Annotated in this window: 23 protein-coding genes; 10 read left to right on the top strand and 13 right to left on the bottom strand. The window is 50.5% G+C overall.

The window, feature by feature from the left end:
• Positions 1–9: 9 nt before the first annotated feature.
• The gene (locus DQW12_RS13775; protein ID WP_113907673.1) at positions 10–372 is read left to right on the top strand and encodes a type II toxin-antitoxin system RelE/ParE family toxin; all 363 of its coding nucleotides are present in this window, start codon (positions 10–12) and stop codon (positions 370–372) included.
• Here DQW12_RS13775 and DQW12_RS09760 read toward each other — a convergent pair.
• From DQW12_RS09760 to DQW12_RS09745, 4 genes are read right to left on the bottom strand one after another with little or no spacing between them, the layout of a single operon-like run.
• Positions 284–838 (bottom strand): NUDIX domain-containing protein, encoded by a 555-nt coding sequence (locus tag DQW12_RS09760; protein WP_113907672.1) that lies wholly within the window; start codon positions 836–838, stop codon positions 284–286. The genes DQW12_RS13775 and DQW12_RS09760 overlap by 89 nt on opposite strands.
• 12 nt (positions 839–850) lie before the next feature.
• Complete coding sequence (locus tag DQW12_RS09755; protein ID WP_113907671.1) at positions 851–1,309, bottom strand: YccF domain-containing protein; 459 nt, start codon at positions 1,307–1,309, stop codon at positions 851–853.
• A 19-nt stretch (positions 1,310–1,328) separates the two neighbouring features.
• A complete protein-coding gene (locus DQW12_RS09750; protein ID WP_157957895.1) occupies positions 1,329–1,805 on the bottom strand; it encodes a hypothetical protein in 477 nt (158 codons plus the stop codon).
• A gap of 54 nt (positions 1,806–1,859) precedes the next feature.
• Positions 1,860–3,080, bottom strand: coding sequence for an RNA-guided endonuclease InsQ/TnpB family protein (locus DQW12_RS09745; RefSeq protein ID WP_198683940.1), 1,221 nt, complete (start codon positions 3,078–3,080; stop codon positions 1,860–1,862).
• A 378-nt stretch (positions 3,081–3,458) separates the two neighbouring features.
• On the opposite strand from DQW12_RS09745, the gene DQW12_RS09740 reads away from it, so the two are divergent.
• The 3 genes from DQW12_RS09740 to DQW12_RS09730 are packed head-to-tail and all read left to right on the top strand — an operon-like array spanning position 3,459 to position 4,908.
• Complete coding sequence (locus DQW12_RS09740; RefSeq protein ID WP_113907669.1) at positions 3,459–3,983, top strand: hypothetical protein; 525 nt, start codon at positions 3,459–3,461, stop codon at positions 3,981–3,983.
• 26 nt (positions 3,984–4,009) lie between these two features.
• The gene (locus tag DQW12_RS09735) at positions 4,010–4,201 is read left to right on the top strand and encodes a hypothetical protein (protein ID WP_113907668.1); all 192 of its coding nucleotides are present in this window, start codon (positions 4,010–4,012) and stop codon (positions 4,199–4,201) included.
• Positions 4,202–4,245: 44 nt separating this feature from the next.
• Positions 4,246–4,908, top strand: coding sequence for a YoaK family protein (locus DQW12_RS09730; protein WP_113907667.1), 663 nt, complete (start codon positions 4,246–4,248; stop codon positions 4,906–4,908).
• Between the two features lie 174 nt (positions 4,909–5,082).
• Here DQW12_RS09730 and DQW12_RS09725 read toward each other — a convergent pair whose 3' ends face one another.
• On the bottom strand, positions 5,083–7,503 hold the full coding sequence (locus DQW12_RS09725; protein WP_113907666.1) for a DEAD/DEAH box helicase family protein: 2,421 nt from the start codon (positions 7,501–7,503) through the stop codon (positions 5,083–5,085).
• Position 7,504: 1 nt separating this feature from the next.
• On the bottom strand, positions 7,505–8,104 hold the full coding sequence (locus DQW12_RS09720) for a class I SAM-dependent methyltransferase (protein WP_113907665.1): 600 nt from the start codon (positions 8,102–8,104) through the stop codon (positions 7,505–7,507).
• A gap of 204 nt (positions 8,105–8,308) precedes the next feature.
• Between DQW12_RS09720 and DQW12_RS09715 the strand changes: the two genes are divergently transcribed.
• The 4 genes from DQW12_RS09715 (at position 8,309) to DQW12_RS09700 (ending at position 12,555) form a co-directional block, all read left to right on the top strand.
• On the top strand, positions 8,309–9,361 hold the full coding sequence (locus DQW12_RS09715) for an Rpn family recombination-promoting nuclease/putative transposase (protein WP_157957894.1): 1,053 nt from the start codon (positions 8,309–8,311) through the stop codon (positions 9,359–9,361).
• Between the two features lies 1 nt (position 9,362).
• The gene (locus tag DQW12_RS09710; protein ID WP_113907663.1) at positions 9,363–10,079 is read left to right on the top strand and encodes an SIR2 family NAD-dependent protein deacylase; all 717 of its coding nucleotides are present in this window, start codon (positions 9,363–9,365) and stop codon (positions 10,077–10,079) included.
• Positions 10,080–10,177: 98 nt separating this feature from the next.
• Positions 10,178–11,872 (top strand): GGDEF domain-containing protein, encoded by a 1,695-nt coding sequence (locus DQW12_RS09705; RefSeq protein WP_113907662.1) that lies wholly within the window; start codon positions 10,178–10,180, stop codon positions 11,870–11,872.
• An 8-nt stretch (positions 11,873–11,880) separates the two neighbouring features.
• Positions 11,881–12,555, top strand: coding sequence for a DNA-3-methyladenine glycosylase I (locus tag DQW12_RS09700; RefSeq protein ID WP_113907661.1), 675 nt, complete (start codon positions 11,881–11,883; stop codon positions 12,553–12,555).
• Here the strand turns inward: DQW12_RS09700 and DQW12_RS09695 are convergent.
• The 5 genes from DQW12_RS09695 to DQW12_RS09675 form a co-directional block, all read right to left on the bottom strand.
• Complete coding sequence (locus DQW12_RS09695) at positions 12,536–16,141, bottom strand: efflux RND transporter permease subunit (protein WP_113907660.1); 3,606 nt, start codon at positions 16,139–16,141, stop codon at positions 12,536–12,538. The two genes, DQW12_RS09700 and DQW12_RS09695, sit on opposite strands and share 20 nt — an antisense overlap.
• Complete coding sequence (locus DQW12_RS09690) at positions 16,138–17,871, bottom strand: efflux RND transporter periplasmic adaptor subunit (protein ID WP_113907659.1); 1,734 nt, start codon at positions 17,869–17,871, stop codon at positions 16,138–16,140. Before DQW12_RS09690 ends, DQW12_RS09695 begins: the two co-directional genes overlap by 4 nt.
• A 64-nt stretch (positions 17,872–17,935) precedes the next feature.
• Positions 17,936–18,364 carry a hypothetical protein gene (locus DQW12_RS09685; RefSeq protein ID WP_113907658.1) on the bottom strand — a complete coding sequence of 143 codons (429 nt, stop codon included), beginning with the start codon at positions 18,362–18,364 and terminating at the stop codon, positions 17,936–17,938.
• Between the two features lie 49 nt (positions 18,365–18,413).
• Positions 18,414–21,128 (bottom strand): EAL domain-containing protein, encoded by a 2,715-nt coding sequence (locus DQW12_RS09680; RefSeq protein ID WP_113907657.1) that lies wholly within the window; start codon positions 21,126–21,128, stop codon positions 18,414–18,416.
• A gap of 133 nt (positions 21,129–21,261) precedes the next feature.
• Positions 21,262–21,471, bottom strand: a complete 210-nt coding sequence (locus tag DQW12_RS09675) for a cold-shock protein (RefSeq protein ID WP_113907656.1) — start codon at positions 21,469–21,471, stop codon at positions 21,262–21,264.
• A gap of 420 nt (positions 21,472–21,891) precedes the next feature.
• Here DQW12_RS09675 and rnk point away from each other — a divergent pair, with 420 nt between their 5' ends.
• Together rnk and DQW12_RS09665 are read left to right on the top strand one after the other, a co-directional pair.
• Complete coding sequence (rnk, locus tag DQW12_RS09670) at positions 21,892–22,275, top strand: nucleoside diphosphate kinase regulator (RefSeq protein ID WP_113907655.1); 384 nt, start codon at positions 21,892–21,894, stop codon at positions 22,273–22,275.
• Positions 22,272–22,949, top strand: coding sequence for a pseudouridine synthase (locus tag DQW12_RS09665; RefSeq protein ID WP_232819942.1), 678 nt, complete (start codon positions 22,272–22,274; stop codon positions 22,947–22,949). Before rnk ends, DQW12_RS09665 begins: the two co-directional genes overlap by 4 nt.
• Here DQW12_RS09665 and DQW12_RS09660 read toward each other — a convergent pair.
• Together DQW12_RS09660 and trhP are read right to left on the bottom strand one after the other, a co-directional pair.
• Positions 22,936–23,133: a YfhL family 4Fe-4S dicluster ferredoxin gene (locus DQW12_RS09660; protein ID WP_113907654.1), complete on the bottom strand. Its 198-nt coding sequence runs from the start codon at positions 23,131–23,133 to the stop codon at positions 22,936–22,938. The genes DQW12_RS09665 and DQW12_RS09660 overlap by 14 nt on opposite strands.
• A gap of 1 nt (position 23,134) precedes the next feature.
• Positions 23,135–24,481: a prephenate-dependent tRNA uridine(34) hydroxylase TrhP gene (trhP, locus tag DQW12_RS09655; protein ID WP_113907653.1), complete on the bottom strand. Its 1,347-nt coding sequence runs from the start codon at positions 24,479–24,481 to the stop codon at positions 23,135–23,137.
• Positions 24,482–24,532 lie beyond the last annotated feature (51 nt).

Here is a 24,532-nt window from a genome sequence, read left to right as displayed (position 1 = left end):
TCTTCAGAGATGCCTAATTACTTTCTAACATCTGCTGCTCGAGCGGATCTGGTAAGCATAAGACGCTACACCATTGACCGTTGGGGAATTAGCCAAGCTCGAAAATATCTCACAAGCATTAAGGATAAGATGGAGTTTATTTGTTCCAATCCTTTGTTAGGCACGCCTCGGCCAGAGGTCGACAAAGAAACCTTAAGCTTTCCATGTAATAGTCACATTATCTATTACAAGTGCCTTGTAGCAGAAATTTACATTATAGCTGTATTGCACAAAAGCAGCGTTCCTAGCCACCACCTTCACGACAGATCCGTTCCAACACCAGGGTCTCTCGGTGAATACTCACGCCCATATTCGCAGGCCGTTGTTGAATAATCGAGCGGTTATGGGCGAGCGCCTCTTGCGGTGACACCCACATGGCGCGCATGCCATTTCTCTTTTCATAGTCTTCCAGTTTCGCAGCCCCTAGTTCGGACGCTACGGCGCAGTGGTACCAAAACGAACGCTGAAACATAACATCAAATTCAGGTTTCCAGGTGGGCATAAACTCGGTTACCAAACCATAGGGTTCCAACACCTGAATACGCCGGGCACCGGTTTCCTCGCTCAGTTCACGCTTGAGTGCTGTAATTTGGCATTCCTGAGGGTCGATGCCACCACCTGGAAAACTAAAGTCGTTATAGCGCTCAGTAAACATGAGCAGCAGCTTACCCTCTTGCCGCACAATGGCGCGCGCCGCGTCGCGCTCAAGTATGCGCAAATGCGGAACTGCGCCCGGTTCAGGGTTGGAAAAATCATGCCCCGAAAGCGACTCATGCACCAAATGAGTGATTAACTGCATAGTTTAAGGTGTCTAACGCTGACGCAAAGTGTTCACTTGCGCTTGTGCGTTGGCGGCGCGGGCCGCTCGAGCCACCTCTTTGCTAACCACAGTGTTGCCGATCGGGAACAACGCAATGCCCGCTAATTTCAAATGCTGAATGGCAAAAGGAATGCCAATAATGGTAATAAAGCACGCGATCGCAGAAAACACATGGCCAACGGCTAACCAGAACCCCGCAAGTAAAAACCAAATAATATTTCCGAGCATGCCAAAGCCACTGGTGCCAATGTCGCCTCGGGTGGTCAGCTCTTTACGGTTAATCGCTTCTTTACCAAAGGGGAAGAATGAGAAATTGCCCATAACAAAACAGGCGCGCCCCCAGGGAATACCCACAATAGTAATAAAGGCAACCACGCCCACCAACCACCACGCGAGGCCCATTACTAAACCGCCTAAAATAAACCACAATACATTGCCTATGAGTCTCATCTACTGTCCTTTTAATACATTAAAAAAGATGCGAGTCGCCGTGGTCGACTTCTCGATTTAATTTAAACGCCGCTGACGCAGCTTCATAAAGTGCTACGTTATGGATCGATGTCCCAACTTTTTCAAACTCGTCAATGACCTTCGCCAAACGAAAAATTTGCGTATTACCAACATTGGTCAATGGGTGCACACCGACGCCTTTGGTTTGAATAATTTTTTGCACACGTTGCCGCGTAATCTCGTAAGCAATAGCGATATCAGTTGGGCTGACATAATCGGGTTTAGCCTCCAGAAAAACGGCTCCTGGTAAACCATCCAAAACTTCGCGCTTCGCTTCTTCAAGAGCTGCCATTGCGTTGTCTGCCTCGCGTTCATACTCGACAAGCACTTCACCTTTTCGATTATGGCGAACCAAAGCATCGTCACAACCTGCGGTGTAGAGTCGATCGTCAATTTCTGCCTCGCTCAATCCGCAAGGTCCCACATCGAAACGCAAAGTGACTGCTCCCCGCCCTAGCGCTCAAGCGCCACGGGCGAGGCTTCCAACTTCTCAGGCAGCAACTGGTGCGTGACCAGATTGACGCTTGCCTCCATTGGCAGAGACCGACAGCCCTGCGGCCTTTAATTTCAAAATACCCTGCGCTCGAATGTTGAGCGCAGCATTGATATCTCGATCATGCTGTGTTGAGCAGGATGGACACTGCCAGTCGCGCACTTTTAGCGATAACTCCTCCAGCTTGTGTCCGCAGCAAGAGCAGGTCTTAGAGCTGGCAAACCACTGATCAATTTTAATCAGATGTTTGCCTTGCTCTTTGGTCTTGTATTTAAGCTTTTGGATCAAAGCTGACCAGCTGGCATCGGCAATATGCCTAGACAGTTTTTTGTTCTTCAGCATGTTTTTCACTTTCAGTGTCTCGACAATCACCGCTTGGTTTTCGTCAATAACGTGTCGAGACAGCTTGTGCTGAAAATCAGCACGCGCATTCGCCAGACGCTGATGCGCCTTAGCGAGTTTAAGTCTGGCTTTGGCACGACCTTTGCTGCCTTTCTTGCACCGTGATAAGGCTTTTTGTTTACGGCGCAGATTGGCGCTGGCTTTCTTCAAAAAGCGTGGATTCGCTTTTTTTGTGCCATTTGAATCAATGACAAGATGTGTTAAACCCATATCCAATCCGAGCACTTGCATCGCATTCAGGCTTTGAATGGGTATAGGCGGTCTTTGTCCATCTTCATACAGTAATGAGGCATAGTATTCACCCGTAACAGTGCGAGACAGGGTAATACTTTTTAGTTCGCCCTCAAGCTGGCGATGGATTCGTGCTTTGATAGGCTGCTTTAACTTCGGCACTTTAATCCAGTCATTACCACAACTGACACTCATGCAGTGATAGCTGGACTGCCTGCCGTGCTTACGCTTGAGCTTGGGATAGCGAGAAGGCAGCTTGGGGTCAAAGAAGCTTTGAAAGGCTTTATCCAGATTGATACATGCCTGCTGGAGTGCAATCGAATCAAAATCTTTGAGCCAGTGATACTTGCGAGATTTCTTCGCAACAGCCAACAGCGGCTTGAGGTCTTTTTTGGCTTTTAATTTCAGGCCGTGACGCTTGTATTGGCTGCTGATGATATGCAAAGCCTTGTTGTACGCAAAGCGCACAGCACCGAACTGGCGGTTTAAAAACTCCGCCTGCTCAGGTGTGGGATAGATGCGTACTTTTGTGGCCTTTAACATCGTCACTTCGCTACTGGTTTTATATACAGTATATTTACACATGCGTGCCGCTTAATCAAGACCGTTCACGACATTAAAACCAACGCCTTATATCCCCGCCCGACTGGGCGAGGGTTTACGGCGTGATTGCTAACACAATACGCTGAACCAACGACATGACTGAAAATGCTCCGATTAAATATTCTTCTTCACAAATAGGTTCTCAGTTATACAGGAATAACATTTCCGATTCATGGCAAAATGGTTAGTTTTTGTTTCGAGTTTTCCACATAAATTCAAAATAATTTTAAAAGCGCGACACCAACTGTCGCCACCTGCCCTTAAAGTGCTTACATCGGCACAGGGAAGTGCCACTTCCCCCGCTTCGACCGAAGCACCTAACCTAAAAAATTAATACCCGTTACTACCAAAGAGGCCCTTATGAACGCTTCCTATCGCCAACAAAAGCGAGATTTACGCAGCCCGATTGAAAAACTAGCCGCGCGCATTCACTTGCACGAATTTCCAGAAGAGTACGACCACACGCAAGACTCAATTGCCGATGCGAAAGCACGACGAAACGGCGAAAACCCAATGCGCGCCGATTACATTGAACGCACCAATATCAATCGCTCACTACGGGGAGTCACGCCCCTCGACGCGGCTGGCAAGCCAACCGACAACTCGAGCCAGCAATGGGCGCTGAAAAAAGCCACCCGCGACTTCACCATAAAGCTCGACAATGCGCTGTTCAATAACGACCCCATGGGTACCGGTTGTGTACCAAACTACTGCACCGACGAATATGAGCGCATTGCGCTGGGTATTGTTGAGCGCATAACGACGCAAAATGAAGCGCTTCACCACGCCATTTTGAACGAACTCACCGCATGGTTCGATCAAGAACTCGTCGACCGCCCGAAAGTGCAGCGTGCGGTAATGGCCGTGCTCACCGACCTTATTTAACACAACGCTATATTTAAGGACTGACTATGGAAAACGACACACTCGAAAACATGAGCAACACCGAAATTGTTGCCGCCATGCAAAGCATACTCGCAAGCCCCTACCAAAACTGGCTCTCTACTTGGGGTAAAAACATAGCCTTTAAACGCTACGCAGAAGAACTCTACCGCCGCGCATACAGCGGTAAAATTCCAGAGTGGAGGTATGGGCCGCGGTGAGTTAAGCTCAGCTATTAAGCTGATGTTAAAAAGGAATATAAGCCGTGATCACTCGGTTACCGAAATGGGTGGAATATGGAGCATTTATTCTTGCGCTGATTGCCGGGTTCGTAAACGCCGTCGGCTTGCTTGGCTTTCAACACCAGTCTATTTCGCACCTTTCTGGTATAACCACACTCATTGGCACAGGGCTCGCTAACTCCAGCTTCGTTCACACCGCACACTTAGCGTTCATTGTTGTGTCTTTTATTATAGGTGCTGTTATTTCAGGCTTTTTCCTGCGCAGTGGCGCATTAAAAATGGGCCGCAATTACAGTGGATTATTAGCGTTAGAAGGTACATTACTACTGGCAGCCGTAGGCTTTCTCAACTTCGACTCGTCGCTCGGCCATTACTTTGCTTCCGCCGCCTGTGGTTTACAAAACGCCATGGTTACCACCTACAGCGGCGCCGTTATTCGCACCACACATGTAACCGGCATTTTCACAGACATCGGTATTATGATCGGCGCAAAACTCCGCGGTGAGTCCTTCGACACCCGCAAAGCATTACTCTTCAGCCTAATTGTGCTTGGCTTTATTGCCGGCGGCTCCTTCGGCGCCTTCATGTTCAGCCAATACAACTTCAACGCCCTCTACATACCCGCCGCCATGTGTGGCGTGCTGGCATTGTCGTACCGCTGGTATCGGCAAGGGCAAGCCGTTTAGGCGTGCTCAGCTGCTGCAAACCCTCCGGAGCCGCCGCCACTATCTCAACCTGTTGTGTCGGCCGCAAATCCGTATTGGTGCGGGCATCAAAGCGCAACCCCAACTGCTCTGTAACCAACCCGCAAAGCGGATCTTCAATTACATTCAAACGACCGCACATGGTTTACCTCTAGGTTAACGCGCCAAATACTCGGCCATTCTTAATTCACAAAGCTCTAAAACCATTGTCTCGAACAGATCTCTTTCGCTCACTTCTACGGAGAAATTGGGGAGCATTCGTGCTCTTTCTAAAACGAACCAAAGGCCTTCTTTTTTGTTCTCAGAGGTATAGGCTTTAATCGGGTTTCCCTTCCAGTATGCAACCCATGCATTGCTCTCTGGTTTCAGTTTTTGCTCTTTTTGTGCAAGGTCTTTCGCTGCTGCGTTAGGGTAGCGGTGCAATATTTCCCAGCTTCGTTTCGCGAGGTCACCAATATCGACACCGTCGGTCTTATTTGCAAACCCTTCCAGCTCCACGAATGCCTGCAACAAAATGGCTTTGAAACATTTAGTCATTGCGGTTTGCTCAATCGCGAGGCGCATGAACTCTCCATGTCGCTTATGCAGTTTATTGAGTTCTTTACTTGCCTCAAACTCAGCAACGAGCCCGAGCCAACCATCGTAATTTTGGCGTATCTTCGCCTTATGATAAAAACCTGCATGAAAAAATTGTGTAGCCGTGGGGCGCTGCCCAAGCTCGGAAGTCAGCGTTTCGTAGTCTTCTGCAAAAGTAGGTCCAAGTGACTTCTTCAACTTCTCCCAGAAATCCATAACTTCAACATCGAAATTCAAGTGGCAGCCGTCTGGAAGTGGCTTCTCTTGGCTACGGATTGCTTCAATAGTTTGCGTATAGCGAACCGTACCTAACAGGCTGGCGGGTTTCACCAGAAACGATTTGTGATTGCCGATAAAGTCGAGCACAACCACGTGGCTTTTATTCGTTTCAGGCGACTGTCGCAAGCCTCTACCGAGTTGCTGCAAAAAGAGTATCTTCGACTCTGTTGGGCGCGCCATGAGAACCGTATCTACTTCGGGAATATCAGTGCCTTCATTGAACAAATCGACTGAGAAAATCACTTCAATACCGCCTAGCGCGAGGGCCTTGAGTGCTTCATTTCTACGCACCTCAGAGCCGCTGTATACAGCCACTGCTTTAATACCTTTTTGGCTAAAGTAGTTGGCCATGAAGTCGGCGTGTTTTTGGGAAATGCAAAAGCCGAGCGTACGAGATTGCCGGTGCTTCAGCCAGTGCTCAAAAATATGCTTCGCGCGCTTTGTGGTGACAAACGCATTGTCGAGCGCTGCAGGATCGAACTTCCCACTTCGCCATGGAATTTCTTGGTAGTTCACATAGGCATCGAAAATGCCGTAGTAATGAAATGGCACCAAAATATCTTGCGAAATACCGTCAACGAGTGTGCGTTCAAACACAAGGTTGTGATCGCAAAGGCTTAAAATATCTGATTGATCGGTTCGCTCTGGGGTCGCGGTTAAGCCCAACAGAAAGCCCGGTTTGAAATAGTTCAGAAGCTTCTGATAACTCCTTGAAGTGGCATGATGAAATTCATCAACTACCACGTAATCAAAATGCTCGCGGGGAAAGTTTTGTAAGTGTTGCAAACGCCCTAAAGACTGCACCGATGCAAATACAAAATCAGAGTCTATGGCTTTCTCGCCGCCATTGTAAAAACCGACACTTTTGTTTGGAAATAAAGCACTATAAGTTCGCTGCGCTTGAATTAATATCTCTTCTCGATGCGCAACAAACAGCACACGATCCGCCTGAACTTGCTGAGCATCGAATGCGGCTAGCCACGTTTTGCCCATACCCGTCGCCATAACCACGAGGCCTCGCTGATAGCCTGCAAGCCTACTTTCCCGCAACGCAATGAGTGCCTCAATTTGTGCTTCGTTTGGCGTGAGGCGTTCCGGCTCTGGCTCATCGTCTACACCGAGAGCTTGAATTAAAGGCGCATTTTGCTGCGTAACTTCTTCATAGCGCTTTGAATACTGCTCAACAAATTCCCAAGTAAGTTCCAGCGCTTGCTCTGCGTGAAATAGGTGCTCGAAACTATTTCTAATATGGGCAAACTCAGCGCGCGACGCCTCTGAAGCTGTTTCCAAATCGAATCGTAAATTCCATTCCATGCCCGAGGTGAGCGCACTCTCACTCAAATTGCTTGAGCCCACAAAGGCTGTTCCCGCCTCAATACCTCCAGAAAATTCACGAACGAATATATAAGATTTCAAATGAAATGCTTTTCGCTCAGAGCAGGTGTACAAGCGAACATTCGCGCCCCGCTGCTTCAGAATCAAGAGGAGCCTCAGGGCGTGTGGATGCGTAATGAACAAATAATCCGAGGTCATGATGCGAATACTCGCACCATTTTCGAGTGCTTCAGCAATGGGCTCGAATAACAAAGACACACCCGATTTCTGCGCAAAAGACACGCAAATATCAATCGCAGTGGCATGATTAATGGCATGTACAAGCTTAGGCAATAACGGATCGGCTGCCGTCCCTGTGGTTAGTAGATGTCCATTTGCAAGCGCCATGTTATTTATCACCCTTCACCAATATCGCATTCAGCCATTGCTCATGCTCTCGGCCGGGGCGGGCGTCGCTGGTGCGCCATGTTTTAGAAATGCGAAACCCGGTGTTTTGTAGCGTTTCTGCTAGTATTACTTCATTCAAATTGGTAAAAGTACGGCCGCTCCGTTCGGTTTGGTCGGTTCCATACTTGAAGGAGCAATACATAATGCCATTAGGTTTAAGCTGCGCGGCTAAATGTGTGAACGTTTGAGGTAGCTGTGAGGGCACCACATGGAGTAAGGACGCGCACGCCCAGATTGCATCCGCAGGCGTTGTCACTTCAAAGCTTAAAAAGGTGCAATGCTGTACCGTGTCTTGCCCAAGCTGCGCTCTGGCTTTAGCCACTAACGCCTCACTTGCGTCGAACGCGGTCACTTGAAAACCTTGCGCTCTAAATGCCACGGCATCGCGCCCAGATCCACAACCCGCGTCAATAATATGCGCGTTCTCAGGCAATAACGGCAGAAATTCTGCATAAAGCGCCGACATATCCACACCCGCGGTATCGGCATGGAAAGTTTCAGCGTTTTCGTTGTAATAAGAGATGCTGTTTTGAAGCGACATGCGTGCTCAGTTTTTAGTTACATTGAATTCATCCTAACTAACTTTGCTTTACTAATCCACAGAGCAACACTCAGCAAATTCTCTTACCTTCTAAAAAACAATAAAGGTAGCAATTGCGTAATTACTGCTCGCTGGCTTGCGCTTGCGAATACGCGCTCTAGACTCCTTATTTCCATTTTAAATCTTAATAAGGAGCAACATCGCATGGACGCGAATCAACGCCGAAGTATTGATGAAAGCTATAAATTACTTTTTAGCGAACCCCGAATGATTGCTGACCTGCTGGTAGGGTATGTAAAGCAAGAATGGGTGGATAAACTGGACTTTTCCTCGTTAGAGTCGTTACCTACCGACTTTATTACTGAGTGTTTAGATAAACGGCACGGTGATTGTATTTGGCGCGTTAAATGGCGTGATTCAGAAACCTATTTATATGTGTACGTGGCGTTGGAATTTCAGTCGAAGCCTGATCGCTTTATGCCTATTCGGCTCATGACCTATGTGTCGGTACTGTATGAGCGCGTCGCAAAACAACAAGATTTTAAACCACACGGTAAGTTTCCGCCTGTGCTTCCGCTGGTCTTGTATAACGGCAAGCAGCCTTGGAAATATTCCACCAATCTGCGAGATCTTATCGACATTATTCCCGGTGGTATTGAGCAGTACATTCCAGAATTTGAGTTCTTCCTTATTGAGGAGCGAAAATTTAAAAACCATCCTCTTTTACCCACGCGTAACTTAGTTTCTGCGTTGTTTGCGCTCGAAACCAGTGCAAATGAGGAAAAACTTTTTAATGCATTTAAGGCACTTAAAGTATGGTTGGAGCAAGAGGGGCAAAAATCGCTGAACAAGGCCTTTCTTGCATGGATGAAAGGGGTATTATTACCTTCTAAGTGGGAACACATTGATATGAGCGATGTGAGCGACCTAGAGGGAGTACAAAGCATGTTAGAAGTGACTGTTGAACAATGGAAAAAAGAGTGGAAGCGTGAAGGTTTAGCCGCCGGGCGTGAAGAAGGTATTCAGCTGGGTAAGCAAGAAGGTAGAGAACTTGGCAAGCAAGAGGGGCTTGCTGAGGGTCGGGCTGAGGGTCGGGCTGAGGGTCAGCGCGCTTTGTTTGTGCAACTCATTGAGGCTAAGTTCGGTGCTTTAGCAAACGACACTATGAAAACCATTGAACATGCAAATGAAGAGCAACTACAAAATTGGACGCTGAAACTCTTAACCGCAAACAGCATTGACGAGGTTTTTCACTAAATTGAATGACTCTGGGACATTACGCGATAGGGTACATGAGGAGCAGCGAAAGTCTCTTGTTGTTTTAAGCGGTGCCGGTGTTAGCGCGGAAAGTGACTTGGCTACCTTCCGCGATAATGGCGGTTTGTGGGCGAACTACTCGGTGTATGAAGTGGCAACGCCGGAGGCTTTTCACGCTAATCCAAAGCTGGTACTCGACTTCTATAACTTTCGCCGTGATGAAGTACGTAAGGCAATACCTAATGCTGCTCATTGTGCCATTGCCGAAGCTGAGCAATATTTCGATGTGACCGTTGTGACACAAAATGTCGATGATTTGCATGAACGAGCGGGTTCTTCCAAAGTGCTACATGTGCATGGTTTGATTACTCAAGCGCGTAGCTCGGTGTCCGGTGAACTCATTGACTTGGGCAATGAAAATATCACGCTTGGCGATCTATGCCCTCACGGTGCGCAGTTGCGTCCTCATGTGGTCTGGTTTGGCGAAGCCATCAACCACTTCGAGGAAGCTGAAGCCTTAGTTCGAAATGCTGATATTGTGCTGGTCGTCGGCACGTCCCTTTCTGTGTATCCCTTTGCTAGCCTTGCAGACTGCCCGCGCGCCGACGCGGATTGTTTTTTGATTACTCAAGATATTGACACTGTGCCCTACGGCTACGATTATCGCCAAGGCCCTGCAACAGTAGAAATACCCAAGTTATTAAGTGAATTACGTTAGTTCGTTAATACCTGAACCTCTCGCTACTGTGGCACTCCCCCGAACCATTATAGATATACAACTTTAGGTGTTTGCAGCTGAACCAAGCGAAGGATAGAATGGTAGTCGACCGAACATTAGTATTATTGGATGTAATTATGGACACTCTCCCCAAGGAACCGTTTTGGCTTGCAGCTATTATCGACGGCTCGGGCGTGGGAACCTGGCTTTGGAATGTGCAAACGGGCGAAACGCGTTTCAACAACCGCTGGGCGGAAATCATTGGTTACACGCTAGAAGAGCTCGAGCCCATTAGCATTGAAACTTGGATGTTCTTTGCACATCCAGACGATCTCGAGCACTCAAGCGCATTGCTTGAAGCCCACTTCAAAGGCGAAACCGAGTTCTACCACTGTGAAGCGCGTATGCGCCACAAGAACGGCCATTGGGTTTGGGTGCGCGATCACGGCAAAGTGGTGTCGCGTACTGCGAATGGCGAGCCGGAGTGGATGGCGGGGTCGCACCTTGATATTACCGTTGAAAAAGAGCAACGACTGAGCTTAGAGCGGCTCGACAAAATTGCAAAAACCATTCCTGGCGTTATTTACGAGTTCCGTATGGACGAGCACGGTAATGGCACTTTTCCTTATGCTAGCTCTGGCATAGAACTTATTTACGGCGTAAGCCCAGAGCAAGCGAAACAAGACGCTAGCCTTGTATACAAAGCCATTCACTCTGACGACCTCGCCTTAGTAGAAGCGTCTATCGCCGAGTCTTACGACTCGCTAGAGGAGTGGTACTGCGAATACCGCACCATAGTCAACGGCGAGGAAAAGTGGGTAACGGGTTACGCTATTCCTGAGAAAAATGCCGACGGAAGCGTGTCTTGGTTTGGTCAAATTGTAGATACCACTTACGACAAGGGCCTTGAGCTTGAATTAAAAGAAAGCCATCAGAACCTTGAACGGGCGCAGCGTATTGGGAAACTGGGCTACTGGCGCGCCAATATGAAAACGGGTGAGCTCTATTGGTCTGACATGATTTACGACATGTTCGGCGTTGAGAAGGGTCAATTCGAACCTTCGGTAGAGGCCTTTTCGAACGCGGTCCACCCGGAAGACATTGAGCTGGTGCGCGAGAGTGAACGTAAGGCAATGGTTACTGGCATGCACGACGTGGTGCACAGAATTATTCAGCCGAACGGTGAAATTCGCTGGGTGCATGAACTTGCGGATATGCAGGTACAAAACAACAATAATTATTTAGTAGGTACGGTTCGCGACGTTACCGAGCAAAAGAAATACGAGCTTGATTTGGAACGCTTAAGCCTGACCGACAGCTTAACCGGCGCATACAACCGACGCTATTTCGACAGCCGTCTTACTGCTATATTTCACCAAGTGAAAACACGCGATGTGCAGGTTGCCGTGGCCACCTTTGACCTCGACCATTTTAAGAAAGTAAACGACACTTATGGTCACGCAGTCGGCGACACGGTGCTAAAAGACGTGGTGAAAATTGCCAACGATGTTTTTCGTTCTACCGATGTGTTTGCCCGCACCGGTGGTGAAGAGTTCACAGTGCTGTTAGTAGATTGTGCCGTTGAGCAAGCTGCTGAGCGGCTGGAAGAGTTGAGCGAGCGAATTGCCAGTAAGTTATTTTACAATGGCGAGCACACCTTCCGTATTTCAATTACCGGCGGCCTCAGCCAAATAATGACAACAGACAACGGCGCCAGCGAAAGTATTGAGCGCGCAGACAATGCGCTCTACAAAGGTAAAACCAGCGGTAGAAACCAGATTGTGCTCGGTTAAGAGGAAAAATGGCCATTCAATTTGACTACTTTTACCTGCGCGCACAAGCACGACATGGCGGCAAAGAAGCTGTTCAAGCCCGTTTGCCTCGAATTGCTAGTGACAACGAGCTTCGCCAACTCGGCGACGATCGCTACTTAGCGGCAATCACCAAATGCGTATTTCGTGCTGGTTTTGTGTGGCGCATTATTGAAAACAAATGGCCAGATTTTGAACAAGCCTTTAGTGGATTTGTGCCGGTTTATTGGGCGCAAGTGCCGCCAGAACGGCTCGACGCGTTAGGGCGCGACACCCGCATTGTGCGCCACATGCAAAAAATAGCGACCGTGCCGCAAAATGCTTACATGATTGTGGAAGCCGCCGAAACCCATGGTAGCTTTGGTAACTTTCTTGCCCAATGGCCAAACAATGATCAAGTTGGTTTGTTGCTGTGGCTGAAGAAGAATGGCGCACGTCTGGGCGGTGCCAGTGCCCAATACTTTTTGCGCATGGTGGGCTGGGACGGCTTCATTTTGTCTACCGACGTAACCACCGCCCTACGAAACCATAATTTACTGGACGCCTCGCCCGGCTCACAGAAAGAACTTAAGCAAGCCCAGCAGGTATTCAACGACTGGCACCAACAAACGGCGCTTCCCTACGCCCATTTGTCGCGTATTCTCTCTATGAGTCTCGACAGTTAAGCCTCTTTTCTTCGCGCCAGCTGTAAAGTACCGGGAGTACAAATATGCTCATCACCACGAAAGTGAGACCGCCGAGTGTGGGTATGGCCATGGGGATCATCAGGTCGGCGCCGCGGCCGCTGGCAGTGAGTACCGGGAATAGCGCTAGAATGGTAGTGGCGCTTGTAATAAGGCATGGCCGAATACGCTGCAAACCAGCCGCTACCACCCGCTCACGAACTTCCGCCACCGACTGAGCTTTACGCTCGCTAAAGCGTTGCTTTAAGTAAGTAGCCATCACTACGCTGTCGTCTACTGCAATACCAAATAAGGCCAAGAACCCTACCCAAACCGCCACGCTTAAATGCGTAGTTTGGAATTGGAAAATTTCACGCAGCGTAACCCCTTGCGTAAGCCAAGGAATGGAAAAGTTCTTAAACCAGTCTTGGCCGTATAAAAACAGCATAATAAAACCGCCGGCCCACGCTACGGCAATACTACTGAATACCATAAACGCGGTACTTACCTGCTTAAATTGTAAATACAGCAAAATAAAAATAAGCGTAAGCGCGAGCGGAATAACCACCTGTAAGGTTGCCATAGCGCGTTGCTGTTGTTGGTAGCTACCGGCAAAGCTATAGCTCACCCCACTCGGCAGCTGTAACTCGCCACTTTGCTGCAGTTGCTGCACGTACGCACGCGCAGCTTCCACTACGTTCACTTCGGCGTTTCCTGTTTGGCCGCCAAAGGTTACGTAAGCCGTTAAAAAGGTATTTTCCGAGCGTATCATTTGCGGCCCACGAGCGAATTCAATGTCGGCTACTTCATCCAGAGGTATATGTACGCCATTCGCACTGGTCACTAAAATACGCGCCATGGTTTCGGGGTTGTTGCGTAGTTCACGCGCATAACGCACGCGTATGCTGTAACGCTCGCGCCCCTCCACGCTGCGCGACACTTCCACCCCACCTAATGCTGCCGCTATCGTTTCATTTACAGCAGCAACGCTTAAGCCATAACGGGCTAATTGCTCACGCTTTAGGTGTATTTCTAGGTACGGACTGCCCACCACGCGCTCGGCATTTACCGACTGCGCATTCACCAGAGGTGCGTTGCGAAGTGCCCCTTCAAGCGCCTGCGCCGCCGCTGACAATGTTTCCAGAGTTGGCGCCTGTACCTTTATGCCCATACTCGCACGCATACCGGTTTGCAACATGACCTGGCGTGCCTCAATAGGCTGCAAACGGGGTGCGGACGTAACGCCCGGTACCTGTGCGGCGGCAACAATTTCCTGCCAAATGTCGTCGGCGCTATTTATGTGTTCGCGCCACTGGCGCACCTGCTCACCTTGTTCGTTGGTTACAAATTCGGGGTGGTAGTGAATAATGGTTTCCACCATAGACACGGGTGCAGGGTCGAGCGCGGTGTCGGCGCGGCCAATTTTCCCCACCACACTCGACACTTCTGGAATGGCCGCGATCGATTTATTCTGCTGGCTCAGTACGTCGAGGGCTTCGCCAATAGACGCGTGTGGCATGGTGGTAGGCATATACAAAAACGCGCCTTCGTTCAGTGCGGGCATAAACTCGCGCCCCAAGCCCGGCACAATGACGAGGCCAAGTGCAATGACACCGGCAGGCAAAAGCAAAAACAACGCTTTAAAACGCAAACACCAACGTAATATGGCTTCGTAGTAGTGCAGCAACAGGCTAAACACACCAATAACACTGGCAAATAGCAAACCAACAAACAGGCTGTTACGCAGCCCGCCGGCTTGTGGCCCTAAAGGCTGCCACACCTGCCCGAGCGTAAGAATAACCACCAGCACTAACAGGCCGTATACCGCGCGATAAAGCTTTTTGTGCTGTTCTAGCCAGCGCTCAATGGCTGCGGTTTTACGGCTCAGCAGAACACGCAACACCACCGGTACCACCACTAAAGCGAGTAGTGCAGCCGCCACCAACACCAGAGTTTTGGTGTAGGCAAGCGGAGCGAATAACTTGCCCTCTGCGCCGGTTAAGGTGAACACCGGCAAAAAGCTAATAATGGTGGTAGCAATGGCGGTGAGTACCGCCGGTCCCACTTGTTTGGCCCCTTCCACCACTGCCTCAGTTACCCCAAGCTCGGGCTGCTGTTTGCGAACGCGCAGTACATTGTCGGTTACAATTACGCCCATATCTACAATGGTGCCAATGGCGATAGCAATACCCGCTAAGGCCACAATATTTGCCTCTACGCCGAGTACCCGCATGCCAATAAACGCCATAAGTACGGCTAACGGCAACATCAAGGCAAGGGTTAGGGCCGCACGGAAATGCAGGAGCATAATCAGCACCACTGCGGCGGTTACTAAAATTTGCTGCATGAGTGCACTGTTAAGGGTCGACAAGGTTTCGTTGATAAGTTCGCTGCGGTCGTAAAACGGTACCAGCTGAATTTGGCTCAGATTTAACCATTCCGGCCAACGCTCTTGCGGGTGCGTGCGCAGCCAATTCACCCAAGCTTGCTGGCTTTCGTTGTTAAAGTTTAAGGTTTCACTATGGAGCGCAGGCAACCCTTGCGCTCGGCGAAAATCTTCCATGGCCGCCCTGTTAGTTCGGCTCCAGTCCACCACCGCGCGGGCCGGTAAACCGGCGCTCATTTCGGCAATTTTGGTTTTGGTGTTTTCAATTGCGGCAAGCGGGTTATAGCCTTCTCGCACAGTAACAATACCGCCCACCGCCTCGGCACCTGCTACGTCTAACGCACCGCGCCGCTCTGCAGCACCAAAGCTCACGCTAGCCAGCTGCTCAACTAAAATGGGCGTGTTGTCTGGCGCAAGCTTTACAACAGCTTGTTCAATGTCGCGCAAGGAGCGCACAAAACCCACCCCTCGCACCTGGTATTCCACCTGGTTAATTTCCGTAGTGCGGGCTCCCACGTCGAGATTCGACTCCGCTACCGCCTGCATTACTTGCTCTAGTGACACCTTGTAGTACCGGAGTGCGTCGGGGTTTACGTCTATCTGGTATTCGCGCACATAGCCGCCGACTGAGGCCACCTCACTAATACCCTCGGCACCTAATAAGGCGTACCGTACGTACCAGTCTTGCACCGACCGCAGTTCGTCTAAGTCCCAGCCGCCAATAGGTTTGCCCTGTGGGTCGCGCCCTTCAAGCGTGTATTGGTACACTTGCCCTAGGCCTGTGGCGTCGGGCCCTAAGGCGGGTTGCACACCAGTGGGTAAGGCGGTAGCCGGCATACTCGCAAGCTTTTCTAAAATGCGGCTGCGGGCCCAGTAAAAGTCGACATTTTCGTGAAAAATAACCGACACGCTGGAAAACCCGAACATCGACAGCGTGCGTACGTCTTTTACACCGGGTACGCCCATGAGCTGCACGGAAAGCGGGTAGCTTACTTGGTCGTCGACGTCTTGCGGCGAGCGCCCCGGCCATTCGGCGTACACAATTTGTTGGTTTTCGCCGGTATTCGGAAGCGCGTCTACCGCCACAGGACTGCGCGGCAAGTCGGTGTGCCATTGGAACGGCGCAACCGCAATGCCGGCAAAAATCATCACCACAGTAAGCAACAAAACCACCAATTTGTGGCGCAATAATGCGGCAATCATTGCTGCGCTCCTTCCAGTGGCTCGATCAGGTCTCCGCAACGCAACATCATGGCACCGTAATAAGGATTACGCAGCTGATCGTTGGCCTGTAACCAATACGCACCTTCACCTTGGCGCGCCATGGGGCAGTACATTAAATACAAAGTGCCTTGGTGATACCCCGCCCGCGCAAGGCTTATCATGGCTTGCGAATGTTCATAAAAATGTTGCCGCGCCGTGCTTATATCGGCCACATGGTGGGCATGCCCCGCTCCGATTTCGAGCTGCGCCTGTTCAGTTGCTAATGAGGGCGGCCATTCAACTGCTGCTACGCCGTTATAAAAGTCGGCAGCCGCTTGCTGCCACGCCGCTAAGTTGTCGCTTTGCAAGGCTTCCCACATGCCAAGATAGGGTGCAACCAAAGAGGTGATATTGACCTGCTCCGCTTGCTGCTGCGGCGCGGGGTTCATCATGCTGGTGTGCCCTTGCAATTGCAGCTCGGCGTCAATTCTAAATGCACCTCGAGTTACAACGAGGTCGCCTGCATTCAGCCCCGACAACACCTCGTAACGGTCGCCAAACTTGCGCCCGAGCGTTACTGTTCGTGCACTAAAGGTAGATTGCTCTTCGTTAGCATGGTTCTGCACATACACTACGGCACGTGTACCGGTGAGCAGGGGCGCAGAGGCGGGAATAGTGAGTACATTTACCTGCTCTGTGCTGAGTGTTGCACGAATAAAGCCACCCGCAGAAAGCGCCCCGCTGGTATTCTCAAGAGCTACGTGCACATTCCGTGTGCGTGTTTGCGGGTCAATACGCGGCGCTATAGACACCACTTCGCCCTGTTGCGTTTCACGCAGTTGCGTGCCACGAATGTGCGGCTGCACGGTAACAGCATCACCCACGTTAAAATAAGTTAAGTCGCGCTCAAAAACCTGCAACACCGCCCACATTTTGCTTGGGTCAACGAGCTCGAGCAGCACTTCGCCGGTCGTTACATAGTCGCCTTGCCGCACATGCCGCGCCACCACTTGGCCTGAGCCTGGCGCCTGTACCACCATGCGGTCCGTTGCTTCGCCGCGTGTGATGACCTGATCAATTTGCGCGTTGCTTAAGCCCAACAAACGCAGCCGCTGCCGTGCCGCGCGCAAGGTAACTTGCTGGCTTTCGCGCCAAACTGGTGCTCCCCGAATAGGATCATCGGAAGGGTTTACTTGCCGATGAGCTTGCAGCAAGTCGAACTGCGCGGTTAGCAACTCTGGGCTGTATATTTCTACCAGAGGCGCCTGCTGCTCCACATGGGCGCCGGTATAATTCACCCACAATCGGTCGATACGACCACTGGTATAGGCACTAATGCTGGTAAGATAACGCTCGTCGAAGTCGAGCTCACCGATAACCTCAAGCTCATGCTGTACAGCTCCTTGCCGAACCGGCTCGGTTTGCACTTGCAGTAGCGCTAAGCTTCGCCCACTAAAAGATATTTGCGGGTTACTGCTACTTGGTCCGCTGCTCCGATTACTACTTACCGGCACCAACTCCATGCCACAAATGGGGCAGCGCTCATTCGGGTCTGTGGTTACAAAACTAGGGTGCATGGAGCACGTATAGCGTTGGCTTTCAGCCTCTTGTACAGAATGGCTGTGCGGAAGGCTAGAATGCTGGTGTTGCGTTACTTGCAGCGGTTGGGCCACAGCCACGCTGACAAATAACACGGGCAGGCACAGCGCCAGCAGCAAAAATTGGAACATGATGAAAAACTCCTAAACAAAACGAAAAAGCAGCCCCAAACGGGCGCATTGAAAATTCGTTGTGTTAGGCGATTACAGGAGGTGCGGGTGGTGGAGCTGTGTAGGAACGATATTGCATAACCAAGAAAACCAACGGCGGCTCGGCAAGGTGAGAAGGCAAACGCATGTCGTGCGCTAAAAACACGCTAAAGCCATGCCCGGACAGTACACAACTGCCGCAGTCGGCTGGGCAGCTCATGCCGCAGCTGTTTGCGTCGCAGCAGGAGTGAGCGTTACTAAGCGTATCCGCTTTTACCACCGGCGACTCATTATGCTGTGCGGCTTGTGCTTTGGCCATAAGTTCACAATGAGGTTCTGGCGGCTGTTCACTCACAGCGGCACTTGGCGCATGCACAGCACCTGCCATGCCAGAGAACGGCAATAGCAACAGCGAGCTGAACATTAAAATATAGAGTAATGTGCGCATGGCAACCTCGTGCGAAATTGGCTTCACTATAACCCCAACCCGCCTGCAATTCAATTGCGGCCCTCGTACGAGTAAACTACCAGCCGCGCCAGCTTTGGAACCATTGCGGAACATCTTTAGCGGGCATGGGCCGCGCAATACCGTAACCTTGGCCAATGTCACAGCCGAGCTCCACCAGCTTTTTACCTTGCTCCGATGTTTCCACGCCTTCGGCCACCAAATTAAAGTCGAACGCTTTAGCCAAGCCAATAATGCCTTTTACGATGGTAAGGTCGCTTACGTCGGTCAGCATATCGCGCACAAAACTTTGGTCTATTTTTAAGCTTTGCGCCGGCAGGCGTTTTAAATAGTCCAGCGCAGCAAAACCGGTTCCGAAGTCGTCTAAGGCAACACTCACGCCGAGCTTGCGGCAGTCTGCCAATACTTTTGCAGCACGGTGGATGTCGCCAATGGCAGCGCTCTCCAGCACCTCAATTTCAAAGTGCGCCGGATTAAAGTTAGGGTGGCGCCCCAAATGTTCTTCTAATGCCTCGATAAAGCTCGGCTCTAACAACTGTATGGCGCTAATGTTTACGCTCACCGGTAAGGTAATGCCCTGCGCCTGCCAACGCTCCGCCTGCGCTATCGCTTCTTCAATCACCCAGTCGCCCACTACAATTGAAAACGGGTGCTGTTCAATGGTGGGTAAAAACTCACCCGGAGGCACCATACCGCGCTCCGGATCTCGCCAGCGCAACAGTGCCTCTACTCCCACCACCTCGAAGGTGCTCATATTTACCTTAGGCTGATAATAAAGCTCTAACTCGCGCTCTACAATGGCATGCTCTAAACGGGCAATTAGCTGCACTAAGGCGCTTTGCGAGCGGTCTTGTTGCGGGTCAAACCACACCAACCGATCGCGGCCGCTTACCTTCGCTTGGTGCAGCGCTTGGGTGGCATGGCGTATGAGCGTGTCGGCGTCGTTTGGGTCTATGGAATAACGCGTAGCGCCAATGCTGGTGGTTACTTCTACGTCTTTATGCTCAACACGAATGGGCGCGGTAATTTGGTGGCGAATACGGGTAAAGATATCGTTTGCGACAGACGCCCCTTCACGCTCTTCGAACACGAACATAAATTCGTCACCGCTCACTCGTGCCAAGGTGTCGCCCTCGCGCAGGGTGGCTTTTAAGCGTTTGGCCAGCACTTCTATCACCGCGTCACCAAAAGTATGGCCATGCGCTTCATTAATCGCCTTGAAATTGTCGATGTCGAGCGACACCACAATAATGTCGTCGTTGTCGCGATGCGCTACTTCGATAGCGTGCTCTAAGCGGTCGCGCAGTAGCATAAGGTTGGGCAAGCCTGTGAGCGGGTCATGATAAGCACGGTGCTCGAGTTGCCGCTGGTGCTCAAACGCACGCTCGGTAATGTCCGACGACACCGAGATATAGTTTTGTAAACGCCCATGTTCGTCGCGTACCGCGCTAATGGTGGTGAGCTCGGCATACACTTCGCCGTTTTTACGTCGGTTCCAAATTTCACCTTGCCAGCGGTCCATTTGCAATAATTTGCTCCACATGGCTTTATAAAACGCCTTGCTTTGCCGCCCCGACTGTAAAAAGCGTGAGTTCTGGCCAATCGACTCGCTGCGATCGTAACCAGTCACCCGTTTAAACGCCGCGTTTACGTCTATTATGGTGCCCGTGGCATCGGTTACGGTAATGCGATCATGGGTGTGTTCAAATACCGTTTTCGCCACTAACAAACTGCGCTTAACATGTTGAAAGATAAGCAATGCAAAGCCTAAACCCACCAGCAGCACCAAGGGCGAGATAATAATATGGCGCCATAGTGCGTTATTGGCTTTGCCGTACAAGCTCGCCACTTGGTTGTCGATCATACTGGCGAGTTCCCGTTCAATGCGTATTGTTAGATCAATGCGGGTCGACTGCCATGCGAACCAGTCGTCGGAGCTTACGGTACTCAGCAGCGCCTCTGTTTGCGCGCGGTTCAGCAAGCGGTCGCGAAATTCGCTGGCTTCTGTGGCTAAGTTCATTTGCCGCATTAAGCCGGTTTGGCTTTGTAATCCTATTAATAGCGTGTGTTGCTGACCTGCCATATAAACCAACTGCTCATAGTCGCGGTCGGGCAGTTCCTGCTTTACGAGTGCGCGTGCAATGGCAAGGCGTTCTTGGCCCAGGAGTTCTCGAAAACGATTGAGAATAAAATAGGCATTCAGTTCGCGGCCAATGCTGTTGTAATAGGTGTCGCTGGACAACGCTCCCAGCACATTGTTAAAGCGCTGAATAGGCAGGGTGTAATAGGAATAAATTTGTTCAAGATTCACCGCGCTGGTGTCTACTCGTTGGCGAAACTGCGACAGGTCCTCAAGCGTGTTCTTAATACGCCCTAGGTTTTCTAGAAAATCTTCACCGGCGCTGTGGCCTTTATGCTCGCGCAACAGTGCGCTCAGTTCGCCGCGCATGGCGTCGGTTTCTTCTCGGGCGATCACAAGCTGGGTTCGGTACTGAGGAAGCCCACTCTCAACGGTAATAATGCTCAGCCCACGCTCTCTTTGTAAACGCCCAATAAGGCGGCCGGCGTCTACTGCAATGCGGGTTTGAGCGCGCAGTAATTTTAGTTCTTGAGTACGCTGCTGCAACTCTAAAATATTTGCCACCGACATCCACACAATGGCAATAACCGGCAACACAAACGCAAGCGACACACGCAACCCTAGCGGCATGCGGTCAAACTGACACAAACATGCTTTTATTCTGGCTTTGAGTTGCTGTTTAAATGCGCTCACTTACTCTCGCTTTAGTTGAACAAAAGAGGTATGTCATTATAAAAGGTAAGGCTTTTCTAATACAATGAATTCCCGAACCGCAGGCACAAAAAAAGGAGCTGCAAGAGCTCCTTTTTGGAATTTTGTGGGCGAATTAAATCGCTACAATGTTCTCAGCTTGTGGGCCTTTGGCACCCTGAGTAATTGTAAATTGAACCGCTTGGCCTTCTGCTAAAGTTTTGAAACCTGAGCTAGAAATAGCGCTGAAATGTGCGAACACATCTGGGCCGCCTTGACGCTCAATGAAACCAAAGCCTTTCGCTTCGTTAAACCACTTTACAGTACCAGTTACAGTATCAGACATAATAAACTTCCTAAATAATAATCGATTTTGCCTTTTCAGGCGGTGTTTTGGTGTAGCTATATTTTTCTATAGCTTCGGTGAGGAAATAAAAGGTAGTAACTGCAACAAAACGGTGTCTAATACGAATAATCGTGCAACGAAGTGTAAAGCAACATAATATTTTCTAACCACGGCGTAGGTTACGCTGATCCACAGAGAAGTCAAACTATATCTTGCGTTTTTATCTTGGGCGGATATCATCAGGGTATGAAAACGAATATCTTCTTACAGAGCTATACGCTCATCTTGCCTGTACCAGCCGGTCGCTCTTAGCGTGCGATCGGCGCGCATTGTTGTTTTTCAAAAATAAATTCCAAGCATTTAATTCAACAAAACCTTATTTAACACTAAATTCCTCACTTCGGTGAAAGGGAGTAACACATGACTACACAACCCGACGTTTTGATTTCGTCGTACGACTTAAACGGTATTGAAGCGGCCATTGAAAAGGCAAAGCTTGCTCCTGCAGCCACTGCTGCACTAGAAACAGAGCTAGCTCGCGCCACAGTGGTTGCACTGAACGCTCTGCCAAAAGACCGCGTAAGCATGGGCAGCCGCGTAACCTTTAAAATTGCTGAAGCCGACAAGGTATTCAGTAAAACCCTTTGCTACCCAGAGCATGTGAGCCAACACGAAGACGGCATTTCGATTTTTAGCCCCGTAGGAAGCGCATTAATTGGTATTGCCGTAGGGCAAACCATTGAGTGGCCGGCCCAGCGCAACATACAGCACGTAGAAGTAATTGAGGTGCAACAACCGCAGTGAAGCTGCTCTTCGAATGTGCCGACTTTTTTGCTGTCGCCAAGCCTGCAGGTTTAGGGATGCACACCGAGCATGACGCGCTCGGTGTGATGGTGCGGCTGCAAAGTGAGCTTGGCGAGCCGCTTTTTCCCGTGCACCGGCTCGACAAACACACCAGCGGCGTATTGTTGGTGGCACGAAATGTTGAGGCGGCGGCACACTTTCAAACGCTTTTTTCAAACCGAGCGATCGAAAAATATTATGTGGCAGTGGGCGGCAACAAGCCGAAGAAAAAGCAGGGCCTGATTAGCGGCGACATGAAAAAGGGGCGAAACGGCTCCTGGTTACTGCTTAAAAGCCAAACTAATCCCGCGCGCACGCAGTTTTTTAGCCAAGGCACTGGCACCGGTGCGCGGCTTTATATATTGCGGCCGCTGACGGGTAAAACGCACCAGCTACGCGTGGCGTTAAAAAGTATTGGCGCGCCCATTGTGGGGGATACACGTTACAAAGGCGCGCCCGCGCCGCGGCTTATGCTGCACGCCAGTGCGTTGCGCTTTCGCTGGCATAGCAACGATATTTGCATAACGCACCCCGCTCACTTAGAGCCAGACTTTTATTCACTACCATGGGCAAGCTACCCAGAGCTTGAGCATCCGTGGGCCTATCCTTGGCCCGAATCCGCTACACCGCCTTAAGCACTTCAATGCATTCCACAGGGCACACGGGAATACACTGCGGCGTGTCGTAAAACCCTTCACATTCAGTACACGCATTTACGTTAATTTCGTAGTGTTCTGCGCCCATGGCAATCGCGTCGTTGGGGCATTCCGGTACACACATGTCGCAATTAATGCAGTCGGGTAAAATAACCAGCGCCATATTAATTTACCTCTTTAATCTCAATAGTGGTTTGGCCCGTTAACGCCTCGGGCGTGGGCAGATTGCACAGCAACATCGCCTTGTCGAGGTGCGGATCGGCGATGTGTTGAACCGGCAGCTCGAACCAAAACCAATGGCCTGAGCCAGGCGCCACCCGCAGTGGCTCAAAGTCTGGGCCGAACATTTGGGAAAGCGCTATCGGTGTGTTGCCGTTTGTGGTCATGAGCACCAAGGTGTCGCCAACGGCCACACGGTTTTTAGCCTCAACGCGAGCGTATATTTTCCCTGCGCGATCGGTGGTTTCGCCGGTAAACTCCCCCACCCATTGCTGTTGGCCTTGGCTGTGGCTGGTTTGGTAACTTTGCAGCTCACTTTGGGTTACGTGGCGGCGTAAAAAGCCTTCAGTAAACCCTCGGTTTGCCATGCCCTCCAATTCGTGCAAAAGCTGCGGATTGAACGGCAAGCCGGCAACCGCGTCGTTAATGGCTTGGCGATAAACTTGCGCCGTGCGCGCTACGTAGTACGGAGATTTAGTTCGCCCTTCAATCTTTAACGAGTGCACGCCCATTTCGGTTAACGCCTGTACATGCTGAACCGCCCGTAAGTCTTTCGAGTTCATAATGTAGGTGCCGTGCATGTCTTCAAACATGGGCATAAACTCACCGGGCCGTTGCGGCTCTTCGAGCACTACCGCGGTGGGGTTAAACTGGCCTACGTTGTCTTCTTCCGCAAGGCTTACTTTATATTCCCAACGACAAGCATTGGTGCACGCGCCCTGGTTTGGATCGCGCTTATTAAAGTAACCGGACAACAAACAACGGCCGGAATACGCCATGCACAGTGCGCCATGCACGAATACTTCAATTTCCATTTCGGGTACACGCTGGCGAATTTCCCGTATTTCTTCCAGCCCAAGCTCGCGCGACAAAATCACCCGCTCAATGCCTTGTTGGTGCCAGAATTTTACGGCCGCCCAATTCACCGTATTGGCTTGTACCGAAAGGTGCAGGGGCATGTTAGGGAAATGCTCGCGCAGGAGAAAAATAACGCCGGGATCGGACACAATAAGTGCGTCTGGATTGAGCTTTACTACAGGCTCAATGTGCGCCACAAAGTTCTGCAGCTTGCTGTTATGCGGCGCGATGTTGCACACCACATAGAATTTCTTGCCTTGTGCATGGGCTTCTGCAATACCGATCGCGAGGGTTGGTAAGTCGAATTCGTTGTTCCGAACGCGCAAGCTAAAGCGCGGTTGCCCGGCATAAACGGCGTCGGCACCATAAGCGAAAGCCATACGCATAGCGCGCAGTGAGCCGGCTGGCGATAAAAGTTCAGGGCTGGTGTGCATAGTTACTACTCTTTGCGCAGGTTCTAGTAAGCAACCGGGTTGCTAAAAAAA

It is taken from the genome of Aliidiomarina celeris, assembly GCF_003316875.1.
In the GTDB taxonomy this organism is placed as follows: Bacteria; Pseudomonadota; Gammaproteobacteria; order Enterobacterales; family Alteromonadaceae; genus Aliidiomarina; species Aliidiomarina celeris.
Note: the sequence above shows the minus strand (reverse complement) of the source record. Positions and strands in the feature narration are given on the sequence as shown.

Bases quoted from the DNA above. Each gene is read 5' to 3' on its own strand.
- DQW12_RS13775 (WP_113907673.1), top strand. From the start codon at position 10: ATGCCTAATTACTTTCTAACATCTGCTGCTCGAGCGGATCTGGTAAGC.
- DQW12_RS09760 (WP_113907672.1), bottom strand. From the start codon at position 838: ATGCAGTTAATCACTCATTTGGTGCATGAGTCGCTTTCGGGGCATGAT.
- DQW12_RS09755 (WP_113907671.1), bottom strand. From the start codon at position 1,309: ATGAGACTCATAGGCAATGTATTGTGGTTTATTTTAGGCGGTTTAGTA.
- DQW12_RS09745 (WP_198683940.1), bottom strand. From the start codon at position 3,080: ATGTGTAAATATACTGTATATAAAACCAGTAGCGAAGTGACGATGTTA.
- DQW12_RS09740 (WP_113907669.1), top strand. From the start codon at position 3,459: ATGAACGCTTCCTATCGCCAACAAAAGCGAGATTTACGCAGCCCGATT.
- DQW12_RS09735 (WP_113907668.1), top strand. From the start codon at position 4,010: ATGGAAAACGACACACTCGAAAACATGAGCAACACCGAAATTGTTGCC.
- DQW12_RS09725 (WP_113907666.1), bottom strand. From the start codon at position 7,503: ATGGCGCTTGCAAATGGACATCTACTAACCACAGGGACGGCAGCCGAT.
- DQW12_RS09720 (WP_113907665.1), bottom strand. From the start codon at position 8,104: ATGTCGCTTCAAAACAGCATCTCTTATTACAACGAAAACGCTGAAACT.
- DQW12_RS09715 (WP_157957894.1), top strand. From the start codon at position 8,309: ATGGACGCGAATCAACGCCGAAGTATTGATGAAAGCTATAAATTACTT.
- DQW12_RS09705 (WP_113907662.1), top strand. From the start codon at position 10,178: ATGGTAGTCGACCGAACATTAGTATTATTGGATGTAATTATGGACACT.
- DQW12_RS09700 (WP_113907661.1), top strand. From the start codon at position 11,881: ATGGCCATTCAATTTGACTACTTTTACCTGCGCGCACAAGCACGACAT.
- DQW12_RS09695 (WP_113907660.1), bottom strand. From the start codon at position 16,141: ATGATTGCCGCATTATTGCGCCACAAATTGGTGGTTTTGTTGCTTACT.
- DQW12_RS09690 (WP_113907659.1), bottom strand. From the start codon at position 17,871: ATGTTCCAATTTTTGCTGCTGGCGCTGTGCCTGCCCGTGTTATTTGTC.
- DQW12_RS09675 (WP_113907656.1), bottom strand. From the start codon at position 21,471: ATGTCTGATACTGTAACTGGTACTGTAAAGTGGTTTAACGAAGCGAAA.
- rnk (WP_113907655.1), top strand. From the start codon at position 21,892: ATGACTACACAACCCGACGTTTTGATTTCGTCGTACGACTTAAACGGT.
- DQW12_RS09660 (WP_113907654.1), bottom strand. From the start codon at position 23,133: ATGGCGCTGGTTATTTTACCCGACTGCATTAATTGCGACATGTGTGTA.
- trhP (WP_113907653.1), bottom strand. From the start codon at position 24,481: ATGCACACCAGCCCTGAACTTTTATCGCCAGCCGGCTCACTGCGCGCT.